The sequence below is a fragment of the Pseudomonas sp. FG86 genome (assembly GCF_057808775.1).
In genome coordinates, this window is sequence record NZ_JBMDIS010000005.1 from 1 (window position 1) to 19452 (window position 19452).

The 19452-nt window shown below is 62.8% G+C and carries 19 protein-coding genes; 4 read left to right on the plus strand and 15 right to left on the minus strand.

The features are described from left to right. Window positions 1-139: 139 nt before the first annotated feature. The 10 genes from ACODSV_RS04530 to ACODSV_RS04575 form a co-directional block, all read right to left on the minus strand. Complete coding sequence (locus ACODSV_RS04530) at window positions 140-2197, minus strand: methyl-accepting chemotaxis protein (protein ID WP_489044457.1); 2058 nt, start codon at window positions 2195-2197, stop codon at window positions 140-142. Between the two features lie 236 nt (window positions 2198-2433). Then, complete coding sequence (locus ACODSV_RS04535; RefSeq protein ID WP_024076543.1) at window positions 2434-2742, minus strand: DUF3144 domain-containing protein; 309 nt, start codon at window positions 2740-2742, stop codon at window positions 2434-2436. Between the two features lie 33 nt (window positions 2743-2775). Continuing rightward, window positions 2776-3471, minus strand: coding sequence for a tRNA (adenine(22)-N(1))-methyltransferase (locus ACODSV_RS04540; protein WP_150055931.1), 696 nt, complete (start codon window positions 3469-3471; stop codon window positions 2776-2778). Window positions 3472-3576: 105 nt separating this feature from the next. Further along, window positions 3577-4728, minus strand: a complete 1152-nt coding sequence (argE, locus tag ACODSV_RS04545) for an acetylornithine deacetylase (protein ID WP_150055932.1) — start codon at window positions 4726-4728, stop codon at window positions 3577-3579. After that, window positions 4725-5402: a DUF1028 domain-containing protein gene (locus ACODSV_RS04550; protein ID WP_150055933.1), complete on the minus strand. Its 678-nt coding sequence runs from the start codon at window positions 5400-5402 to the stop codon at window positions 4725-4727. Before ACODSV_RS04550 ends, argE begins: the two co-directional genes overlap by 4 nt. A 10-nt stretch (window positions 5403-5412) precedes the next feature. After that, on the minus strand, window positions 5413-6144 hold the full coding sequence (locus ACODSV_RS04555; RefSeq protein ID WP_150055934.1) for a class II aldolase and adducin N-terminal domain-containing protein: 732 nt from the start codon (window positions 6142-6144) through the stop codon (window positions 5413-5415). 52 nt (window positions 6145-6196) lie between these two features. Beyond that, window positions 6197-7027: an ABC transporter substrate-binding protein gene (locus ACODSV_RS04560; RefSeq protein WP_150055935.1), complete on the minus strand. Its 831-nt coding sequence runs from the start codon at window positions 7025-7027 to the stop codon at window positions 6197-6199. Window positions 7028-7055: 28 nt separating this feature from the next. After that, a complete protein-coding gene (locus ACODSV_RS04565; protein ID WP_150055936.1) occupies window positions 7056-7928 on the minus strand; it encodes a phytanoyl-CoA dioxygenase family protein in 873 nt (290 codons plus the stop codon). A 26-nt stretch (window positions 7929-7954) separates the two neighbouring features. Next, the gene (locus ACODSV_RS04570) at window positions 7955-9472 is read right to left on the minus strand and encodes an amino acid ABC transporter permease/ATP-binding protein (RefSeq protein WP_150095304.1); all 1518 of its coding nucleotides are present in this window, start codon (window positions 9470-9472) and stop codon (window positions 7955-7957) included. 893 nt (window positions 9473-10365) lie between these two features. Continuing rightward, on the minus strand, window positions 10366-11340 hold the full coding sequence (locus ACODSV_RS04575; protein ID WP_069076168.1) for a LysR family transcriptional regulator: 975 nt from the start codon (window positions 11338-11340) through the stop codon (window positions 10366-10368). Between the two features lie 183 nt (window positions 11341-11523). Between ACODSV_RS04575 and ACODSV_RS04580 the strand changes: the two genes are divergently transcribed. From ACODSV_RS04580 to ACODSV_RS04595, 4 genes are all read left to right on the plus strand, one after another. Then, entirely contained in the window at window positions 11524-11946 is a 423-nt protein-coding gene (locus ACODSV_RS04580; RefSeq protein ID WP_024076555.1) for a RidA family protein, read from the plus strand. Next, window positions 11943-12923 (plus strand): NAD(P)H-quinone oxidoreductase, encoded by a 981-nt coding sequence (locus ACODSV_RS04585; RefSeq protein WP_150056153.1) that lies wholly within the window; start codon window positions 11943-11945, stop codon window positions 12921-12923. The genes ACODSV_RS04580 and ACODSV_RS04585 overlap by 4 nt, the downstream gene beginning before the upstream one ends. Window positions 12924-12936: 13 nt before the next feature. Beyond that, entirely contained in the window at window positions 12937-13377 is a 441-nt protein-coding gene (locus tag ACODSV_RS04590; RefSeq protein WP_069076166.1) for a type II 3-dehydroquinate dehydratase, read from the plus strand. A gap of 101 nt (window positions 13378-13478) precedes the next feature. Continuing rightward, complete coding sequence (locus tag ACODSV_RS04595; RefSeq protein WP_069076165.1) at window positions 13479-14729, plus strand: flavin-containing monooxygenase; 1251 nt, start codon at window positions 13479-13481, stop codon at window positions 14727-14729. Between the two features lie 94 nt (window positions 14730-14823). On the opposite strand, the gene ACODSV_RS04600 is transcribed toward ACODSV_RS04595, so the two are convergent. From ACODSV_RS04600 to ACODSV_RS04620, 5 genes are read right to left on the minus strand one after another with little or no spacing between them, the layout of a single operon-like run. Beyond that, window positions 14824-15903: a protein-glutamate methylesterase/protein-glutamine glutaminase gene (locus ACODSV_RS04600; RefSeq protein ID WP_024076559.1), complete on the minus strand. Its 1080-nt coding sequence runs from the start codon at window positions 15901-15903 to the stop codon at window positions 14824-14826. Further along, the gene (gene cheD / locus ACODSV_RS04605; protein ID WP_150056151.1) at window positions 15896-16399 is read right to left on the minus strand and encodes a chemoreceptor glutamine deamidase CheD; all 504 of its coding nucleotides are present in this window, start codon (window positions 16397-16399) and stop codon (window positions 15896-15898) included. Before cheD ends, ACODSV_RS04600 begins: the two co-directional genes overlap by 8 nt. Then, entirely contained in the window at window positions 16396-17205 is an 810-nt protein-coding gene (locus ACODSV_RS04610) for a CheR family methyltransferase (protein ID WP_024076561.1), read from the minus strand. The genes cheD and ACODSV_RS04610 overlap by 4 nt, the downstream gene beginning before the upstream one ends. Window positions 17206-17214: 9 nt before the next feature. Next, on the minus strand, window positions 17215-17754 hold the full coding sequence (locus ACODSV_RS04615; RefSeq protein WP_150056152.1) for a chemotaxis protein CheW: 540 nt from the start codon (window positions 17752-17754) through the stop codon (window positions 17215-17217). A 36-nt stretch (window positions 17755-17790) separates the two neighbouring features. Beyond that, a complete protein-coding gene (locus tag ACODSV_RS04620) occupies window positions 17791-19449 on the minus strand; it encodes a methyl-accepting chemotaxis protein (protein ID WP_150296191.1) in 1659 nt (552 codons plus the stop codon). Window positions 19450-19452 lie beyond the last annotated feature (3 nt).

Consider the following 19452-nt stretch of genomic DNA (forward strand, 5'->3'; position numbering starts at 1 on the left):
TTACAGGCGATGTGTTTTTAACTGACACACCGCGGTGCCTGGTTTTGGGGCTGCTTCGCAGCCCAACGCGGGGCAAGCCCGCTCGCCACAACGGCCCACTCCACAACAGCTAGCTCGCCACAGGAAACGCGGTGAGCGTTCAGCTCAGGCGAAAACGCGCGGTGTTGTCACTCAGGGCACGGCTGCCCTTGCTCAGCGTATCCGCCGCCTGGTTCACTGCCCGCGCGCCGTCGAGCAAGCGCCCTGCCGCCTGGTCGACCTGTTGGATATTGCCGCTCACTTCATCCGCCGTGGTGGCTTGTTCTTCCACCGCCGCCGCAATCTGCGCCAGGGTGTCGGTGACGTTCTGCACAGCCCCGGCGATCTCGCCCAGCCGCGTGCCCAGCCCGGTGACGGACTCGGCATCGGTCAGCGCCTGTTCGCAGGCGGCGCCCATCAGCGTGACGGCCTGGCTGACCGTGGCGCGCAGGCTGTCCACCGTGCTGGCGATCTGCGCGGTGGAGGCCTGGGTGCGTTGTGACAGGCTGCGCACTTCATCGGCCACCACGGCAAAGCCCCTGCCCTGCTCGCCGGCGCGAGCGGCTTCGATGGCGGCGTTGAGCGCCAGCAGGTTGGTTTGTTCGGCGATGCCGCGAATGGTGTCGACCACCGATTGAATCTGCTGGCCCTGCTGGCTCACTTGCTCCAGGGCGTTGGCCGTGTCGGTCAGGCGCTGGTTGAGCTGCTGGATGCTCGCCGTGGTGCGCAGGCTGTCGCGGCTGCTGTCTTCGGCGATGCGCCGGGTCTGCTGGGCGCTGCCGGATGCTTGCTCACAGCTCTTGGCGACGCCCATGGAGGTGGCGGCCAACTGCGTGGCGGCGGCGGCGATCTGGCTGATCTGGTGTTGCTGGTCTTCGACGTCGCCGAGGGTGCTGCTTGATTGCGTATTGAGGGTGAGCACGGCAGAACCGAGCTGCTGGGTCTCGTGGTTGACCCCGAGCAGGCTGGTGCGCAACTGCACCACCGCCACGTTGAGCGCGGTGCTGATGACCGCCAGTTCGTCGCGTCCTTCCACCGCCACTTCCACGCACAGGTTGCCGTCACGCAGGGACTCGGCCAAGGTGGTGATACCGCTGGCACTGCGGCGGATCGAGGCTTGCAGGCACATGAACAGGTACAGCGCCGCCAAGGCCAGCAGGCTGAACGTCGCCACTACAGGGATGAACTGCTGAAGGGAACGGTCGTGGTAATAGCTCAGGCGCGCTTCCAGTGAGCCCAGCGACTGGTTGCGCAGCGCGCCCAGGCTACCGAGCATGGCGTCGACACTGCGCTCGAAACCGGCGGGATCGAGCTTGATGCTGCCGCCGAACACGCCATCGTCAAGCACTTTGAGCTCGCTATCCAGCAATTGCAGGCTGTTGTCGTACTGGGCGATCCAGGGTTCCAGGCCAGGGTATTGCTTGGCCTTGAGCGAGGCCGTCGCCTTGACCAGTTGCTCCCGCGCATCGCCGATGCGGCTGCGCAGGTCACGCATCTGCAAACGGCTTTGCAAGGTGAACTGCCCCGAGGCGACGGACGACTGACCCACACTGGCCATGCGCCCGATACGCTCGATCAGGTCTGGCGTTTGCTGGGTGGAAATCTGCATCAGCAGGTAAGTTTCCAGCCAGGGATCGAGGATCAGGCCGGTGTCGAGGGCAATCTGCTCGCGCAGGGTTTGCAGGGCGGTCAGGGCCGAGGTGAAGCGGTCGTAACCGTCCGGCCACCAGCCCACCGTGCGCAGGGATTGCACGTCCATGCCCTTGACCGTTGCCTGCAACGCCTCGAAGCGGGCCAGGGTGTCAGCGCTGACGCCCTGCGCCTTGAGAGCATCGCCCAGGGCTTGCAGGCTTTGCAGGATCAGCGGGTTATTGGCATCCACCTTGTCCATCGCCACCTTGGCCGCAGGCGTCGGTTCACGCAGCAGGTCCAGGGCTTTCCAGCGCGACGCCAGGTTGCGCTGGGCGGTCAATTGGCCATCCAGCGAATCCAGAGCCAGCAGTTGGTGAACGCCGGACGTTTCGCTGGAAATCACCGCTAATTTATCGCGATAGTCCAGCCCGATCATCCACAGGCTCCCGGCCAGGGGCAGCATGAACAGAATGAATAAAATCTGGAACTTGCGCGCAAAACCAAAACGTCCGAGCAGGCGGATACCGGGTGATAAAAGACTGTGCATGGCCGACCACTCCCCAAAACAACCCACGCGGTACAACGCAGGGAAAAACCATGAAATGACTAACGGCAAAATGCCATGTCATTGATTGGGAAGGCTCAAGCAAGATACGGGCCGTCGGCATGAGGCCCGCGGATAGGCAGTGTGCGGCTGAATAACGGGCACGGCGCGCACGAAAATGGGGCGAAAGCACTCAGGTGCGCTGGGCAAACTGTAACCGCTCTTTACGCCCCTTTCGCTTATTCGCCGGCGGGCGACGCATTTACCTGCATGTACTGGCTGAAATTGTTGATGTGGTCATCCAGATTGTCCTCAAGCATCAGCCGGTATTGCTCGGTGAAATACTTCAACAGCGCTTCGCGCGCGTCGGCCATCTCCGCCCCGGACTTGAAACTGCGCGCGCTGGCCCAGGCATTGAAACGCGTGGTCCCGAAGGTCATCGAGGCGCTGACCTGGCCGATGTTTTCAAGGGTCTTGAGTTGCTCGTTCGACAGCTCGATATGGGCGTCGGCGCGGTCGTAGAAGGCTGAGTCGGTGGCGTCTGCCATGGTGGGCTTCCTTGATGAATCGTTGAATTGAGTTCAAGCCAGCAACGCGGTAATCCACTGCACCTGCTGGACAAGTTCCTGCACCTTGGCCTGCGGCACTGCCTGCCGCGCTTGCTGGAAACTGGCCAGGGTCTTGTGTTTCTGGCGCAGCAGGCGTTGCCATTTGGCCAGGAACACCGGGCTGCGCGCCTGCATCAGCAGCGGGCCGAAGTACAACGCCTCGGCACTGTACACCACCGGTTCGGCACGTTCGGCGACGATGATTTCGTAGTAGAAACGGTTTTCCTGCAACAGCTCCTCGACCAGGATGCGGTAGCCATTGTCCATCAGCCATTGGCGCAACGGTTGCTCGCCGCCGTTGGGTTGCAGGATCAGACGCTCCTGCCCGCTGAGGTTCGCCGTGCCGCTGGCGAGGATGTCACGGATCGTCTCGCCGCCCATGCCGCACAGGCTGATGGCGGTGATCGCATCTGCCGGCGTGACGGCCGCCAAGCCATCGGCCAGGCGCACGCTGACTTGCTGCTCCAGGCCATTGTCGCGCACGGTCCGTTCCGCCGCGTGGAAGGGCGTCGCCGCCACCTCCCCCGCCACCGCTGCTGCGATCACACCGCGACGCATCAACGCCACCGGCAGGTACGCGTGGTCCGAGCCGATATCCGCCAACCGCGCCCCAGGCGGCACATGCGCCGCCACGCGTTCCAGGCGGGTGGAGAGTGTGTGTTCGTTCAACTGAGGTTCCTTCTTCACCGCGAATGTCAGTGCGAGCGGCGCATCATGCTGGGTGAAGAAGATGAGGTAAAGGCTGGCGCCTGAAAACACGGCCGGCCTTGCCATTCAATGGCGCACAAACCCCACTACCCGCGCCAACATCCGATCACACGCCTCCAGTTGCGCCAGGCTGATAAATTCATCGGCCTTGTGCCCCTGTTCCATGCTCCCCGGCCCGCACACCACCGTGGGGATCCCCACCTGGTCAAACAGGCCGCCCTCGGTGCCAAAGGCGACGGTGCCGTAGTCTCGAGAGCCGCAAAATTGCGCGACCCACTCGGCGGCCTGGCTTTCCAGCGAGGTCACCAGGCCGGGGTAGCTCGACAACTCGCTGAAGCCGATCGCGCACTGCGCACTCACCGCCTGCATTGCCGGTAGCAGGGTGTGCTCGGCGTACTCACGCAGTTGGTTGGCCACCTGCCAAGGGTCATGGGCCGGCAGCGAGCGCACTTCAAAGTCAAACGTGCACTGCTGCGGGACGATATTCAGCGCCTTGCCGCCGCTGATCACACCGGTCTGCACCGTGGAGAACGGCGGCTCAAAACGCGGATCCAGCTGCGCCGGCGCCTTGAGTGTTTCGCCGAGCCGTACCAGTTCACTGATCAAGCGCGCCGCGTATTCGATGGCATTGACGCCCGACGGCGCATACGCCGAATGACACGCCGCACCGTGTACGTCGCAACGCATGGCCAATTTGCCCTTATGCCCCAGCACCGGCTTGAGTTCGGTGGGCTCGCCGATCACGCACAACAGCGGCTTGACCGGTTGGGCCTGAAACCTTTCGATCAACGCCCGCACACCCAGGCAGCCCACTTCTTCGTCATAGGACAGCGCAATGTGCACCGGCATGCGCAACGGCGCCTGTACCAGCGTTGGCACGCAGGCCAGTACGCAGGCGATATAGCCCTTCATGTCAGCCGTGCCACGCCCGTATAACCTGCCGCCCTGTTCCGTCAGCTCGAACGGCGCCACGCTCCAGCGTTGGCCGTCCACCGGCACCACATCGGTATGCCCGGACAACACGATGCCCGGCACATCTGCCGGGCCAATGGTCGCCAGCAGGTTGGCCTTGCTCTTGTGTTCGTTGAATAACAGTTCACAGGCAACGCCGTGGCCCTGCAAATAGGTGCGCACGAAGTCGATCAGCGCCAGGTTGGATTCGCGGCTGGTGGTGTCAAAGCGCACCAGTTGCGCCAGCAGGTCACGGCTGTGGTTCATCGGTCGTCTCCCGGCACCGCATAGCCCGGTGCAAGGTGCGGGTTGAGGGCGCGGTCGAGGTAGTCCTGCAGTTGCGGGCGATAGGCCTGCCAGAGCTGGTCGAGGCCGCCAATCGGGTCTGTATCGGCCCAGTCCACACGCAAGTTGACGATAGGCCACGGCAGGTCATCGACCACCACCAGGGCCGCCGAATGCACCGGCCCGGCTTCGCCGCCCTCGGCCTGGCCGGCGTGCATCGCGGCAAGCAGCCGCTCGGCCAGGTGCCCGCTGGCGTGCTCGAACGCGCGTACCATGGCGCTGATCACTGCGCGATTGGCCAGCATATTTCCGGCGGCAACACACTGCTCCCCGCTGACCGCGTCGTGAATGCCCAAGGTATGGGCACCGCTGTAATGCGCAGTGCGCCCCTGGCTATCGATCACCGTTACTTGACGATATTCACCGTGCTCCTGGCCGGCAAGCACCGCGCCAAGCGCCTCACTGGCTGCCATGCCCTGCTCCAACACGTCCAGCACCTGCGGCCCCAGGCTCGGCAAGGTGATGTTCTGCGAGGCCACCGCGCCCACGCCGGGCCGCAGCCATGGGCAACGAGCGCCCACCGCAATGCTCGACGAGCTGATTGCTATACCCAACTGGCCCGTTTCGGCGCAGCGGGCGACAACGGAAAAAGTCATTGAGCGCTCCTCAATCGAGTACCGAGGGGTCGGCGTCGATCATCATCTGCTTCATTTCTTCAAAGTGCCGGCGTGAGAAATCCGCAATGCCTTCCCAACTTCGTGCGGTTTTCTCCGCGACTTCATCGGACAACACTCGCAGCGGCTGCCCCGTGGACCACGCTGTGACGAGGATCTGGCAGGCGCGCTCCAGGGTCCAGATATCGTCGAAGGCTTCACCGATGGACGAGGCCGTCACCATCACGCCGTGGTTGCCCATCAGCAGGCGACGCTTGCCGTCGAGCAAGCCGGCCAGGCGCGCGCCTTCGGCCTCGGTGTCGGCCATGCCGCCGTAGAGTTCATCCACCGCGACACGGTTGAAATAGCGCGCGGTGTTCTGGTCGATCGGCGGGATATGCGGTGTGGCCAGGCACGCCACCGCCGTGGTGTAGACCGGGTGCAAGTGCAGCACAGCACGGGTGTGCGGCAGCAGGCGGTGGATCTGCCCGTGGATCGACCAGGCGGTGGCGTCCACGTGCGGGTGCTCGGCACAGGATGAGTCATCAGCGTTGAGCAGCAACAGATCGCTGGCCCGGATCCTGGAGAAGTGCTTCCACTTCGGGTTGAGCAAAAACTGTTTGCCATCGGCCGACACGGCGGCACTGAAGTGGTTGGCCACGGCCTCGTGCATACCCAGGTGGGCAATGATGCGAAAGGTCGCCGCCAGGTCGATGCGCGTTTGTTCTTCGAGGGATAACGCCATGGATCGGTCTCCGCAGGGCGCGGCCGCAGCGGACTGCGGCGCGCGGGTCAGGTTACTTGGGCATCAACGCCGCAATGTCGGCATCGGTCGGCGCCTCGAAGTTGTATTTCTTGAGCAAGGCCGCGTACTCAGGCGTGGCGCGGTATTTGTCCAGGCCGTCGAGCAGGGCTTTTTTCACCGTGTCATTGCCCTTCTTCACGCCGAAGCCGTTGAGCACCGGGTAGATCAACGTGTCGGATGAAATCACCACGCGGTTGCCCAGCTTGTCGATCACACCACGGGCCACGGCCGCGTCGGTGATCTGCGCCTCCACCGCATGCGCAAGCAGCGCCTGGGTGGTTTGCGGGTCGGTGCTGTATTCGCTGATCAGGATCGGCTTCAAGCCTTTGGCCACGCAGTATTCGGCCGACAGTTTGTTCATCTGCGCCAGCCACGAGGTGGCGCCCATGGAGCCGATCTTGTGGCCGCAGAATTCTTCCGGGGTCTTGGGCTGGAACGCACTGTCCTTGAGAGTGAGGATCGACTCGCCGCTCTTGAGGTAGGGGATCATGTCGATGACTTTGACCCGCTCGGCAGTGATGTACATCGACGAATTGGTCACATCGAAACGCCCGGCTTGCAGGCCGGTGATCAGGTTGGGAAAGCGCGTGTCGAGGGTCTCGACCTTGCGCCCCATGACCTTGCCCAGGGCGTCCATGAACTCGATATCAAAGCCCGCCGGCTTGTTGTTATCCATGTACTCGTAGGGGAAGAACGTCACATCGGAACCGGCGACGATCTTGCCTTCCTGCTGGAACGCCGAAGCCGCCAACGAAGTCATCGCAACCGCAGCGCCCAGCAGGCACACGGCAAGGGGGCGAACACTTTTACGAAACGCTGTCATGGTCAATACCTGCAAGGGGGTTGGGAGGTTAGGCAGTGGCAGAATCTTGTCCGGCCTGTTGCACGAAGAACGAGGCGCCACGGGGTTTCTGCGGCAAGCGCAGTTGGTTATCCGTAGAACGCACCACGCCACTTTCTTCGCCGGCCACCAGCAGGCCGGCATGTGCGCTGGGCAGTGGGTTTTCGCCGAATGGCAGCGCGTCTTCAGCGGCGTAGACGCTGATGAAGAGGGTGCGCGGCAGTTCGGTCTCGTTAGGGCTGGAAGCATGTAAAAGCCGCGTGTGCATGAAGCACACGGAGCCGGCCGGGCCGTAGCAGGCCACCGGTTGCTGGCAGTGTTCCTGCACCACCGCATCGTCCACCGCGCCGGTGAAGCGCTGGTTCTGCCAGTGCGACCACAGCGGGCCTTTGTGGCTGCCGGGGATCACATTCAGCGGGCCGTTTTGCGGGGTGACTTCACTGACCATCAGCAACGCAGTGACGATGTCGTCGTTGCTGTGGGGCGTGAACAAAAAGTCCTGGTGCCACTTCACCTGGGTCGCGGTGTGGGGCAGTTTCGAGTTGATCTTGCTGTGGTGGAAACGCGCGCCACCGCCACCAATCAACTGCGCGGAAATCGCCGCCATGCGCGAGTGCAAGGCCACGCGTTCATACACCGTGGAAATCTCGGTGGGCGAGCTGACCCGGCGCAACGAGGGGTGGTCAGGCCGGTGGTCGCCTTCCAGGTCGAAGCGCGCGCGGCCATCCACGGTAGCGCCCCATCCCTGGTCATGGCGCCGGCTCTCTTCGACCCACTGGTCGAAGTCGTGCTGCAGCGCGGCCACTTCGTCCATCGACAACACACCTTCCACCACCAGGTATCCGTCGCGCTGGAACTGCTCGATTTGTGCTTGCTCGATCATTGTCTTTTTCCTGAACGTTAAAGCGATCACGCCAGCGAGACGTCCTTGAGGAACGCCTCCACGCGTGGGTTCTGGCCGCTGCGCAATACCGCGGGCGTGTCGTCGCAGACCACCCGCCCCTTCTCCATGAACACGATCCGGTCGGAGACCTTGAACGCGAAATTCATCTCGTGGGTGACGATCACCATGGTGATGCCCTCCTCGGCCAAGGCCTCGATGACTTGCAGCACTTCGTTGACTTTCTCCGGGTCCAGCGCCGAGGTGGGCTCGTCGAACAACATGATCTGCGGGCGCATCATCAGGGCGCGGGCAATGGCCACGCGCTGCTGTTGGCCGCCGGAGAGTTGGTGCGGGTACTTCCAGGCATGGTCGAGCATGCCGACCTTGTGCAGCAGCGCGTAGGCCTGTTGCTTGAGCTCGTCGGTACGGCCCAGGCGGTGGTATTTGGGCGCCATCAGCAGGTTGTCGAGCACGTTCAAGTGCGGGAACAGGTTGAAGCTCTGGAACACCATGCCGATGTTCAGGCGGTGCTCGGCGTGCTCGGTGTACTGGGGTTTCTGCGCGCCGACCTTGCTCAGGTGAATGAAAGGCTGGCCGTTGATCTGGATCTCGCCGTTGTCCAATGGCTCCAGGCCGTTGAGCAGGCGGATCAACGTGGTTTTGCCCGAGCCGGACGGCCCGATCACCGACACCACTTCACCCGGCTGGATTTGCAGGTTGACCGAGCCCAGCACCTCGATGTCGTTGTAGGCCTTGTGCAGTCGCGTGGCCTGCAGCGCCGACACACCGGTACTCACCGGGCGCTGCAACACGCTGCGCTGTTGTGTGGCCAGGGCCAGCACCGCCGCATCGGGAACGCGCGAGACATTGCGCTGGTTGACGTCGAGAAGGCGCTCCAGGCGTTTGAGCAGGAAGTCGAACACCGTGACGATAAACACGTAGAAGAACGCCACCGCGGCCATGGTTTCGATCACCAGGAAATTCTGCGAATACAGGCGCTGGCCGACCATCAGGATTTCCGTCAGCGAGATCACCGACACCAGCGAAGTCAGCTTGACGATGGAGATGTATTCGTTGGCCAGGGACGGCAATGCCACTCGCAGCGCCTGGGGGATCACCACGCGCCATTGGGTGCCGAAAAACTTCAGGCCCAACGCCCGCGCCGCTTCGCCCTGGCCCTTGGGAATCGAGAGCAAACCGCCGCGATGGATCTCGGCCACGTATGCCGTTTCACAGATCACCAGGGCCAGCAGGCCGGACCAGAACGGGTCGGCCAACACCACCGAGGTGGCGGGCAGCGCCTGGGGCAGGTTGTAGATAAAGATCAGCAGCACCAGCAGCGGCAGGCTGCGGAACAACCAGATATAACCCCGCGCCGGCACGTTGAGCAGCGCGTGCCTGGATTGCTTGGCCAGCGCCAGCAGAAAGCCAAAACCGATGCTCAAGACCCAGGTCAAGGTGCTGAGCTTGATCACCGTCCACGTCGCTCGCCAGAACTCGGCGTCACCCAGCAAACCCAACATGTAGTTCCAGTCAAATGTCATCGTCGCTGTGCCCTGCAGAAAAAAGAAATGGCCGATCGAACGTGCAAAACGTTGATCTGCATCAATGGATTCAGAGTCGTGGCGAGAGGCACTTGGGGTCAATTCGTAAAAGCCGGTCCACTGGGTAGGCAGAACCTACGCAGCGCCTCCCCCACTGTTGAAAACACCCCACATCCACTGTGGGAGGGGGCTTGCCCCCGATAGCCATGGGTATCTACACAATGTTGTATTAGCCAACGCTAACCACGATGCGAAGCGAGCCGCCCTTGATCTTGCTTTTGATCTTGATCTCAGGCGCCCCGTTAAACCACGCTGGCCGCAATTCGACAGTGATTTGGGGGGTAAACCGGCAGGGATGCCGGTTTAGCCGCCCCGCGCCATGGATGGCGCGTGGCGGCGGCCCCCCAAATCACTGTCGGATTGCGGGCACACCGAGCCTGGGCGAGGTGCCGAGTGGTGGGGCAAGAGCCCTTTGCTTACTTTGGGGCTTTTCCAAAGTGAGCCGCCGTAAGGGCGGAACCCTAAGTGGCCGTTACCGCAGCAACGGATATGTACCCGGTCCAAACCAAAAAAATAGTCGGCCCAGAGGCCGCCATCGGGGGCAAGTCGAATCGTCGCACCGCCCGCTCCCACATTTAGGTCGCGATGCGTCAGTTAGATAGTCGTCGGCTCCCGAGCCGTCACGGGAGCAAGCTCCCTCGCCACAGACTCAGGGCCACGCCAAAAGTTGTGTAGATACCCATGCCCCGATAGCGGTGCATCAGCACCCCATCATCCGGCTGCCCCTCCGTAATCGGGAGCCCCCCCTGCCACAATGGGCAGACTGTGTGGTTTGGCTAAAAGGGTGCACGCTGCAATTCAGCGTGCCGCGAACGCCACCTTCTGGTGCGCTCTCAGTTCACACTGCTGAGCGAGCGCACCGCATGGGGGTCAAAAAAGCTCGGCGGCGCCATGCCGGGGATGTACTGGTCGGACACAAACATGCGGCAGCGCTCGGCGAACGCCGACACCACGCGCGACAGCTGGGTGTTGCTCGCAGTGGCATAGCCCAGCTTCATCGGCCGATGCGCCCCGGCCAGGCGCAGGCGGATCACCCGCTTGCCGTCCTGGGACATGTTCGATTTGGGCCGCGCATTCGCGAAGGAATAGCCAATGCCATTGCCCACCATCGCCCGCACCGTTTCCAGGTTGGTGGAGCGCATGATGATGTTCGGCGTGGTGCCCGCCTGCATAAACAGGCTGAGGAAATAGTCGCGGCTCCAGGGCGTGTCGAGCAGCACCACCGGGTACGCTTCCAGGTCCTGCATGCTGACCGCCGACAGGCTGGCCAACGGGTGATACTCGCCGACCATCACATAGGGCGGCAGGTGCGCGAGGGGTTGGAAGTCGATGTCCGGGCTGGTTACCAGGTCGTAGGTCAGGGCGATATCCAGCTCGCCGCTGCGCAGTTTTTCCAGCAGTTCCTCATGGTTGCCTTCGGTTTGGGTCAACCGCACGCCGGGAAACGCGCGACCAAAACCAAACACCAATTCGGGCGTAATCATCGGCGCCAGCGACTCCAGGCAGCCCACCCGCAACGGCCCGCGCACCGTGTTCAATGATTCCGAGGCGATGGTATAGAGGTTGCTCATCTGCTCCAGAATCTGCTTGGCCTCTTGCATCACCAAGCGCCCCACGGCGGTCAGGGAAATACCCTGGGCGTGATGGCGGATAAACAATTGGATGCCCAGTTCGGCTTCCATATGGGTGATCGCCGCCGAGATCGACGGCGATGACACATGAATGCGCTCAGCGGCCGCACTGATGCTGCCCGCCTCTCCCGACGCCACAAAATACTCCAGTTGACGCTGAGTAATACGACTGAGCATCACACCTGCCCCTCAACAATGACTGTGCAGGCGACGTTGCAGGGTTCGTGCCGGGTCCTGCGCGCGCCGATGACCTGCACGGGCTTCGGTTTTTCCTAAGCACTACCCCGCGCAAATGCTGGTTTCGCGAGAACGGAGGCGATGTGAAGCTGAACTCATCCCGCTTACGATGAGTTGCCTGCTATGCCGACCCACACCCGTATCCGCATGTTCAATACCAAAGAAACCTACCCCAACCAGGCGCTGGACAACGACCTGTGCCAGGCCGTGCGCGCCGGCAACACCATCTATGTGCGCGGCCAGATCGGCACCGACTTCGACGGCAACCTGGTCGGCCTCGGCGACCCGCGTGCCCAGGCCGAACAGGCGATGAAAAACGTCAAGCAACTGCTGGAAGAAGCCGGTTCCGACCTGTCGCACATCGTCAAGACCACCACCTATTTGATCGACCCGCGCTACCGCGAGCCGGTGTACCAGGAGGTTGGCAAATGGCTCAAGGGCGTGTTCCCGATTTCCACCGGGCTGGTGATTTCCGGCCTGGGCCAACCCGAGTGGCTGATGGAGATCGATGTGATCGCCGTGGTGCCGGACGATTGGACCGTATGAAGGCGGTGATCGCCCGCGAGCCCGGAGGGCCAGAGGTGTTGCAGTTAGTGCAACGCCCGGTGCCGTCGCCCCAGCCTGGCGAAGTGCTGATTCGTGTCGCGGCCGCGGGTGTCAACCGCCCGGACCTGATGCAACGCAGCGGCTTGCCGACACCGCCCGGCGTCACCGACGTACTGGGCCTGGAAGCGGCAGGCATCGTGGTTGCACGGGGTTGCGATGTGGACGAATTTGCCGTGGGCGATCGCGTGATGGCGCTGCTCAACGGCGGTGGCTACGCCGAGTACTGTGTGGCCGAGGCGGCGCACTGCCTGCCGGTACCCGTGGGCGTGTCATTGCACCACGCTGCCGGCATACCGGAGGCCGCGTTTACGGTATGGCACCACCTGTTTGAACTGGGGCGCCTGCGCAGTGGCGACAGCGTGCTGATCCACGGCGCCGCCAGTGGCGTCGGCAGCTTCGCCGTGCAGTGCGCCCAGGCTGCCGGTGCGCGGGTGATCGCCACCGCTGGCGGCCCGCAGAAAGTCGCGATGCTGCAAGCGCTAGGCGTTTGGCGTGCGCTCGACCGCCACACGGAAGACTTCGTCCGGGTGGTGCAGGACTGCACCGAAGATCGCGGCGTGGACGTGGTCCTGGATAACGTCGGCGGCCCCTACGTGGCGCGCAACCTGGCGGCGCTGGCGATGGGGGGACGGCATGTGAGCCTGTCGTTCCTGCAAGGCGCGCACATCGAGCTGGACCTGGGCCTGTTGATGCGCAAAAGCCTGAGCCTCACCTCATCGTCCCTACGCCCTAAAAGCCACGCCGAAAAAGCCCGCCTGGCGGTGTGCATCCGCTCCCGCGTTTTGCCCTGGCTGGCGTCCGGCCTGGTCAGCCCGCAGCTGCATGCGCAAATCCCCCTCGCCCAGGCTGCCGAAGCTCATCGGCTGCTGGAAGCCAACGCCAATGTCGGCAAAGTCGTGCTGAGCGTCGCGCACTAAGCAGGAGAACCCCATGCCCCACACCGTGTATTTCCTCAATGGGCCCAACGCCAACCTGTATGGGTTGGATAGCAACGGCACCTACGGCAATGAGAGTTTTGCCAGCATCGAAGCACGCTGCCAACGCCACGCCGCCGAACTGGGCTTGAGCCTGGACTTTCGCCAGAGTAACCACGAAGGCGTGCTGGTGGACTGGATTCAAGAAGCGCGCTTGCACGCTGACGCCCTTGTGATCAACGCCGCCGGGCTGAGCTACAGCTCGGTGCCGATCCTCGACGCGCTGCTGGCCTTCGACGGCCCGATCATCGAGGCGCACATGAGCAATATCTGGAAGCGCGAACGCTTTCGGCATCACTCCTACCTCTCCAAGGCCGCCACCGGCGTCATCGCCGGGCTCGGGGCGTTGGGTTACGAACTGGCACTTACCGCCGTGGCCGAGTTGCTCAAGCCTTGAATGCGCACTCGAAAACACAGCAGCTCCCCGCGGGCGCTCGACAACGCTCGCATTGGAACGTCGGCGTCGCTGATAAACCTCTCACTTTCCAGGAAACGCACATGTCAGTAGAAACCATCAACACCCTGGTCGTCGGCGCAGGCCAGGCCGGTGTCGCCATGAGCGAACACCTGTCCCTGATGGGCGTGCCGCATATCGTGCTGGAACGCCACCGCATCGCCGAACGTTGGCGTTCGGAGCGCTGGGACTCGCTGGTCGCCAATGGCCCGGCCTGGCACGACCGCTTCCCCGGCCTGACGTTCGAAGGCATTTCCCCCGAAGCCTTCCCGCCCAAGGAGCGCATGGCTGACTACTTCGAAGCGTACGTCGAGCGGTTACAGGCGCCCGTGCGCACCGGCGTAGAAGTGCACCAAGTGGAGCGCCATGTCGGCCGCCCCGGCTTCAAAGTCACCACCTCGGCCGGCGTGATCGAGGCTGCCAACGTGGTGGCCGCCACCGGCCCGTTCCAACGCCCCGCCATCCCGAACATCGTCCCCGCCACCGCACCGCTGCACCAACTGCACTCCTCCACCTATAAAAACCCCGGCCAACTGCCCGAAGGCGCCGTCCTGGTAGTCGGTGCCGGCGCCTCCGGCGCGCAAATCGCCGAAGAACTGCAAAAGGCCGGCAAGACCGTGTACCTCTCGGTCGGCGAACACTACCGCCCTCCCCGCGCCTACCGCGGCCGCGACTACTGCTGGTGGCTCGGCGCCCTAGGCCTGTGGGACGAAGTCAAAATCCAGCCGAAGAAAAAACACGTCGCCTTCGCCGTCAGCGGCTACGAAGGGGGCAAGACCGTCGACTTCCGGCGCCTGGCGCACCAAGGCATCCACCTGGTGGGCGTCACCCAGGGCTGGAACGACGGCATCATGACCTTCCAACCGGGCCTGGCCGAGAACGTGGCCGAAGGGGATCGTGCGTATTTTGACGTCCTGCGTGAGGCGGATGCCTATATCGAGTCGAACGGCCTGGCATTTCCACAGGAACCCGAAGCCTGGAAGCTGCTGCCCGACCCGGCATGCCTGATTAACCCGACCCTCAGCCTGAACCTGGCCGAAGCCGGCGTGACCACGATCCTCTGGGCCACTGGCTTCACGTTTGATTTCGGCTGGTTGAAGGTGGATGCATTCGACGAGAACGGCGAGCCGTTCCACAAACGCGGGATCTCGGCGCAGAGCGGCATCTACTTCCTGGGCCTGCCAAACCTGGTGAACCGCGCATCGTCGTTTATCTATGGGGTTTGGCATGACGCGAAGTACCTGGCCGATCACATCGTGTTGCAGAACGAGTACATGGCCTACAAGAAGCCTTAGCGCCTTGCCCCGTAGCCTGCAGTTGCGTCCAGATCCGCCGGTTTGTGCGCTTGAGTGGGACTCGCCGATGTTTATGACTGGCTGGCGTTCACCTTCACTTGTACAAGATCGCCTGATGAATGTCCTCCAGCGCCATGATGCGCTGGGCGGCGTTGAGTTTGATCGCCTCCTTGGGCATACCGAACACCACGCAACTGGCCTCGTCCTGGGCCACCGTGGCGGCTCCGGCCTCGAGCATCTCCTTAAGCCCGCGTGCGCCGTCGTCGCCCATGCCGGTCATGATGATGCCGGTGGCATTCCTGCCGGCGAACTTGGCCACCGAGCGAAACAGCACATCCACTGACGGCCGATGCCGGTTGACCAGCGGCCCGTCGATCACCTGGGCGTGATAATAGGCACCACTGCGGGTGACCATCAGGTGCTTGCCGCCAGGCGCGATCAAGGCCAGGCCGGGCAGGATGCGGTCGTTGTTGCGCGCCTCGCGTACCTCGATCTCGCAGACGCTGTTGAGGCGCTCGGCAAAGGAGGCGGTGAATTTCTCGGGCATGTGCTGCACGATCACCATGCCGGGGCACACCCTCGGCAATGCCGTCAGCACCGCCTCCAGTGCCTGGGTACCGCCGGTGGAGGTGCCAATGGCGACGATACGTTCCGTGGTCTGTGCCATGGCGTGGCCATTGGCGGGCAGGATCGCATCCGCACTGAGCTTGCTGGGCGGGGCCAGTGACGGCGCCGGGCTGGCGGCGCGCTTTCCCAGGTTCTTGACGTTGGAGTTCGCCGCGGCACGGATCGCGGCCACCAACTCGGCCGCCGACTCGATCAGGAAACTCTTCAGCCCGGTCGTGGGCTTGGTGATGATTTCCACGGCACCGGCCGACAGCGCTTGCAGGGAGGTCTCCGCGCCTTTCTGGGTCAGCGAAGAACAGATCACCACCGGCGTCGGCCGCTCGCTCATGATTTTCTTCAGAAAGGTGATGCCGTCCATGCGCGGCATTTCCACGTCCAGTACGATCACATCCGGCCATTCCCGGGCGAGTTTGTCCATGGCAAAGATCGGGTCAGAAGCGGCACCCATCACGTGGATATCCGGTGTATCGCTGAGAATCGCCAGCAGCACCTGGCGCACTACGGCCGAGTCATCGACCAGCAGCACACTGATTTTTTTGTTAGGCATTTTGTTGAAGTGTTCCCATTGGTTGGTGCCGAACCCAGACGTTGCCGTTCCACAGGTCGAACATGATCGTGCGGTAACCGGTACTGCCCATGTCCTGGGCCGCCAAGTGCAGGTGATAGCGCTCGGCCAAGGCCAGCGCCGCGCGAATATTCAGGCTGGCCACGTCCTGCGTCGGCCGCTGGCGTTGCTGTTCGGGAAACATCCTGCCGCCACCGAACAGCTTGACCTGGTAATCCTGTGCCTGCGTGCCATTGAGGTGGGCGTGTTGCACCAGCAGTTCCAGGGCCTCATCGGCATACCTGCCGTCCAGGGACTGATGGTTGCGCAAGCGCCCCGGCAGCATGAAGTGGCACATGCCGCCGATCTGCCGTTGCGGGTGCCAAAAGGTGATAGCTACGCAGGAACCGAGCAAAGTGCGCAGGCGCGTCGGCCGCGTCGCAAAGCTGACCTGCCCAGGTGCCAATACCACTTCGGCCACGCCGACAGGCTTTTTCATGGCTTGCGGTAAATCGACGGTGCCACCAGCTTCAAGGTGTCATTCACACCGTGGAGGCTTTCCGAATGACTGATGATGAAGTAACCGCCGGGCTTGAGCAGCGGCAACAGGCGCGCAACCACCTGGCTCTTGGTCGGCTGGTCGAAATAAATCATCACGTTGCGCAGGAAGATCACCTCGAACTCGCCGAGTGCGGGCAGCGCTTCGTTGAGGTTGACCTGGACAAAATTGACCCGGTTACGCAAGGTCTTGTCGATCAGGAAGGTGCCTTCCTGGCGACCAATGCCCTTGAGGCAGTACTTGGTCAGCAGCGGCTGGGGCAGCGTCTCGGTGCGCTCCATGGTGTAATGACCACTGCGCGCCTTGGCCAGCATCTGGGTACTGATGTCCGAACCGACCACTTCCCAGGGGGTGGTGCCCAGGCTCTCGGCCAGGGTCATCGCCAGGCTGTAGGGTTCTTCGCCCGAGGAGCTGGCCGCACTCCACACGCGAAACACCTTGCCCGGCACGACCTTGGGCAGCACCTGTTGACGCAGGAAGTCGAAGTGCTTGGGCTCACGGAAAAAATAGGTTTCGTTGGTGGTCAGCAAATCCAGGGCAACCTGCAGTTCGCCCGTGCGTTGGTCATTCATGATCAGCTTGAAATACTCACCATAGCTCTGCAGCTCATAGTGCTTGAGACGCTTGAACAGGCGCCCGGCCACCAGGGCTTTCTTGGCCGGCGACAGGTTGATGCCGGCTGCGCGGTACAGCCAGGATTGGAACTGGCCGAATTCACGATCGTCGATAACGGCGGTGTCTGGCATGGTCGGGCCTCAACGCAGGTCAAGGTCGAGAGCCGGCGCCTGGCCGCCCTCGGCGAGGCTGGACATCTCATCGATGGACAGCACCTTGTCCACCTCCAACACAATCACGAACTTGCCGTCGACCTTGGCCATGCCACTGATGAAATCGGCGCGAATCCGCGCGCCGAAGCTGGGCGGCGGCTCGATCTGCGTGGCGGGGATCTCCTGCACGGCAGACACCGTATCGACCAGCAGCCCGATGTCCTGGGGCTGGCCATCTTCGGTACTCGCCTCGATGATGATCACGCAGGAACGCCGGGTGATCGCCGAATTGGCCCGGCCGAAGCGCGCCGACAAATCGACCACCGGCACCACCGCGCCACGCAGGTTGATCACCCCGCGCACAAAGGCGGGCATCATCGGCACCACGGTCAGGCTGCCGTATTCGATAATTTCCTTGATCCCCAGAATGCCGATGGCGAACATTTCGCCGCCAAGCATAAAGGTCAGGTATTGCGCGTCCTCGTCCACCGCAACCGCGGCATGCCGAGTCGTCATCACTGCGCCCATGTCATTCTCCCTGTAGGCCCGCATCGATTCTTGTGATCAGAAGCGGGTGAATTCCGATTCGTCCGGGGCACTGGCCATGCTGTAGGCGAAGGCCTTGCGCGGCGCCTGTGGTTTCGGGCGTGGCGGCTGACGGTTGGGCTTGCTGCCGGGGCTGTCCACGCTGCTGCTTTGAACCGCGGCCTTGGGCGCTGAATCCAGCACGAAGAAGCTCATGGCCTGTTGCAGTTGCTCGGCCTGGCTGCTCATTTCTTCGGCGGTGGCGGCCAGTTCCTCGCTGCTTGAAGCATTCTGCTGGGTCACTTGGTTGAGCTGGGTCATCGCCGTATTGATCTGCGCGACACCCGCGGCCTGTTCCTCGGACGCGGCGCTGATTTCCTGCACGAGGTCGGAAGTCTTGTTGATCGACGGCACCATTTCGTCAAGCAACTTGCCGGCCTTCTCGGCCATGTCCACGCTGCTGGAGGACAGTTCGCCAATTTCCTGGGCGGCGACCTGGCTGCGCTCGGCCAGCTTGCGCACTTCGGCCGCCACCACGGCGAACCCCTTGCCATGCTCACCGGCCCGAGCGGCCTCGATGGCGGCATTGAGGGCGAGCAGGTTGGTCTGGTAGGCGATGTCATCGATGATGCTGATGCGCTGGGCGATTTTCTTCATCGCCACCACGGTCTGTTGTACCGATTCGCCGCCCTCGGTGGCTTCCTTGGCGGCCTTGCTGGCCATGCCGTCGGTGACCTTGGCGTTTTCAGTGTTCTGGTTGATGCTGGCGCTCATCTGCTCGACCGATGCACTGGTTTCCTCGACGCTGGCGGCCTGTTCACTGGTGGCCTGGCTCATCGATTGCGCGGTGGCGCTGACCTCCTCGGAAGCGCTGGCCAGGTTATCGGCGGCGTTGCGCACTTCACCGATGATATGTGCCAGCTTGCCGACCATGTTGCGCATGGCGTTGAGCACCATGCCGGTTTCATCTTTGGCACCCGGCTCGATGTGGGCGTTGAGGTTGCCTTCGGCCAATTGCTCGGCGGCAGTCGCGGCTTGCTTCAACGGACGGGAAATGATCCGCGCAATGAACATCGCCAGGCCCAGGCCAATCAACAAGGCGGCGATCAGCACCGCGATGATCGACACGCGTGCGCTTTCGTACAGCGCCGCGCCCTTGTCACCCGCAATGGTCGCCCCGCCGTCGTTGAGCTCGACCATTTTCTGCAAGCGGCTGGTCACTTCATCGAAATGCTCCTTGGACTCGCCCCTGAGCAAACCGCGCGCCTGGGCTTCCTGATTCTGCCGGGACAGCTCGAACAACTGCTTGCTGGCCGCCAGGTAGGACGCCCAGGCGCTTTTCACGCTGGCCAGGAGCTGACGGTCTTCGTCGTTGGACAGCAACTGCTCATAGGTCCCGAGGCGGGTTTCGAACTGTTGGCGCGAGTCGACGGCCTCACGTTCAGCCTGGGCCTTTTCCTCGGCAATCTCGGTACCGATGTGGCGGTTTTCTTTCAGGCGATAGTTGGCGGCAAAAAAACGCATGCCGGCCGCTGCGCGCATGGAGGGCATCCAGTTGCCCTTGATGTCCTGGGCCGCCTGGTTGACCGCACCGAGCTGGAGGATGGCGAAGCCGCCCATGGCCGCAGTGAGCGCCAGGACCACCAGGAACGAGCTGATCAACTTGGTGGAAATCTTAAGATCGTAGAACCATTTCATCGG

Bases quoted from the DNA above. Each gene is read 5' to 3' on its own strand.
- ACODSV_RS04530 (WP_489044457.1), bottom strand. From the start codon at position 2,197: ATGCACAGTCTTTTATCACCCGGTATCCGCCTGCTCGGACGTTTTGGT.
- ACODSV_RS04535 (WP_024076543.1), bottom strand. From the start codon at position 2,742: ATGGCAGACGCCACCGACTCAGCCTTCTACGACCGCGCCGACGCCCAT.
- argE (WP_150055932.1), bottom strand. From the start codon at position 4,728: ATGAACCACAGCCGTGACCTGCTGGCGCAACTGGTGCGCTTTGACACC.
- ACODSV_RS04550 (WP_150055933.1), bottom strand. From the start codon at position 5,402: ATGACTTTTTCCGTTGTCGCCCGCTGCGCCGAAACGGGCCAGTTGGGT.
- ACODSV_RS04555 (WP_150055934.1), bottom strand. From the start codon at position 6,144: ATGGCGTTATCCCTCGAAGAACAAACGCGCATCGACCTGGCGGCGACC.
- ACODSV_RS04560 (WP_150055935.1), bottom strand. From the start codon at position 7,027: ATGACAGCGTTTCGTAAAAGTGTTCGCCCCCTTGCCGTGTGCCTGCTG.
- ACODSV_RS04565 (WP_150055936.1), bottom strand. From the start codon at position 7,928: ATGATCGAGCAAGCACAAATCGAGCAGTTCCAGCGCGACGGATACCTG.
- ACODSV_RS04570 (WP_150095304.1), bottom strand. From the start codon at position 9,472: ATGACATTTGACTGGAACTACATGTTGGGTTTGCTGGGTGACGCCGAG.
- ACODSV_RS04575 (WP_069076168.1), bottom strand. From the start codon at position 11,340: ATGCTCAGTCGTATTACTCAGCGTCAACTGGAGTATTTTGTGGCGTCG.
- ACODSV_RS04580 (WP_024076555.1), top strand. From the start codon at position 11,524: ATGCCGACCCACACCCGTATCCGCATGTTCAATACCAAAGAAACCTAC.
- ACODSV_RS04585 (WP_150056153.1), top strand. From the start codon at position 11,943: ATGAAGGCGGTGATCGCCCGCGAGCCCGGAGGGCCAGAGGTGTTGCAG.
- ACODSV_RS04590 (WP_069076166.1), top strand. From the start codon at position 12,937: ATGCCCCACACCGTGTATTTCCTCAATGGGCCCAACGCCAACCTGTAT.
- ACODSV_RS04595 (WP_069076165.1), top strand. From the start codon at position 13,479: ATGTCAGTAGAAACCATCAACACCCTGGTCGTCGGCGCAGGCCAGGCC.
- ACODSV_RS04600 (WP_024076559.1), bottom strand. From the start codon at position 15,903: ATGCCTAACAAAAAAATCAGTGTGCTGCTGGTCGATGACTCGGCCGTA.
- cheD (WP_150056151.1), bottom strand. From the start codon at position 16,399: ATGAAAAAGCCTGTCGGCGTGGCCGAAGTGGTATTGGCACCTGGGCAG.
- ACODSV_RS04610 (WP_024076561.1), bottom strand. From the start codon at position 17,205: ATGCCAGACACCGCCGTTATCGACGATCGTGAATTCGGCCAGTTCCAA.
- ACODSV_RS04615 (WP_150056152.1), bottom strand. From the start codon at position 17,754: ATGGGCGCAGTGATGACGACTCGGCATGCCGCGGTTGCGGTGGACGAG.
- ACODSV_RS04620 (WP_150296191.1), bottom strand. From the start codon at position 19,449: ATGAAATGGTTCTACGATCTTAAGATTTCCACCAAGTTGATCAGCTCG.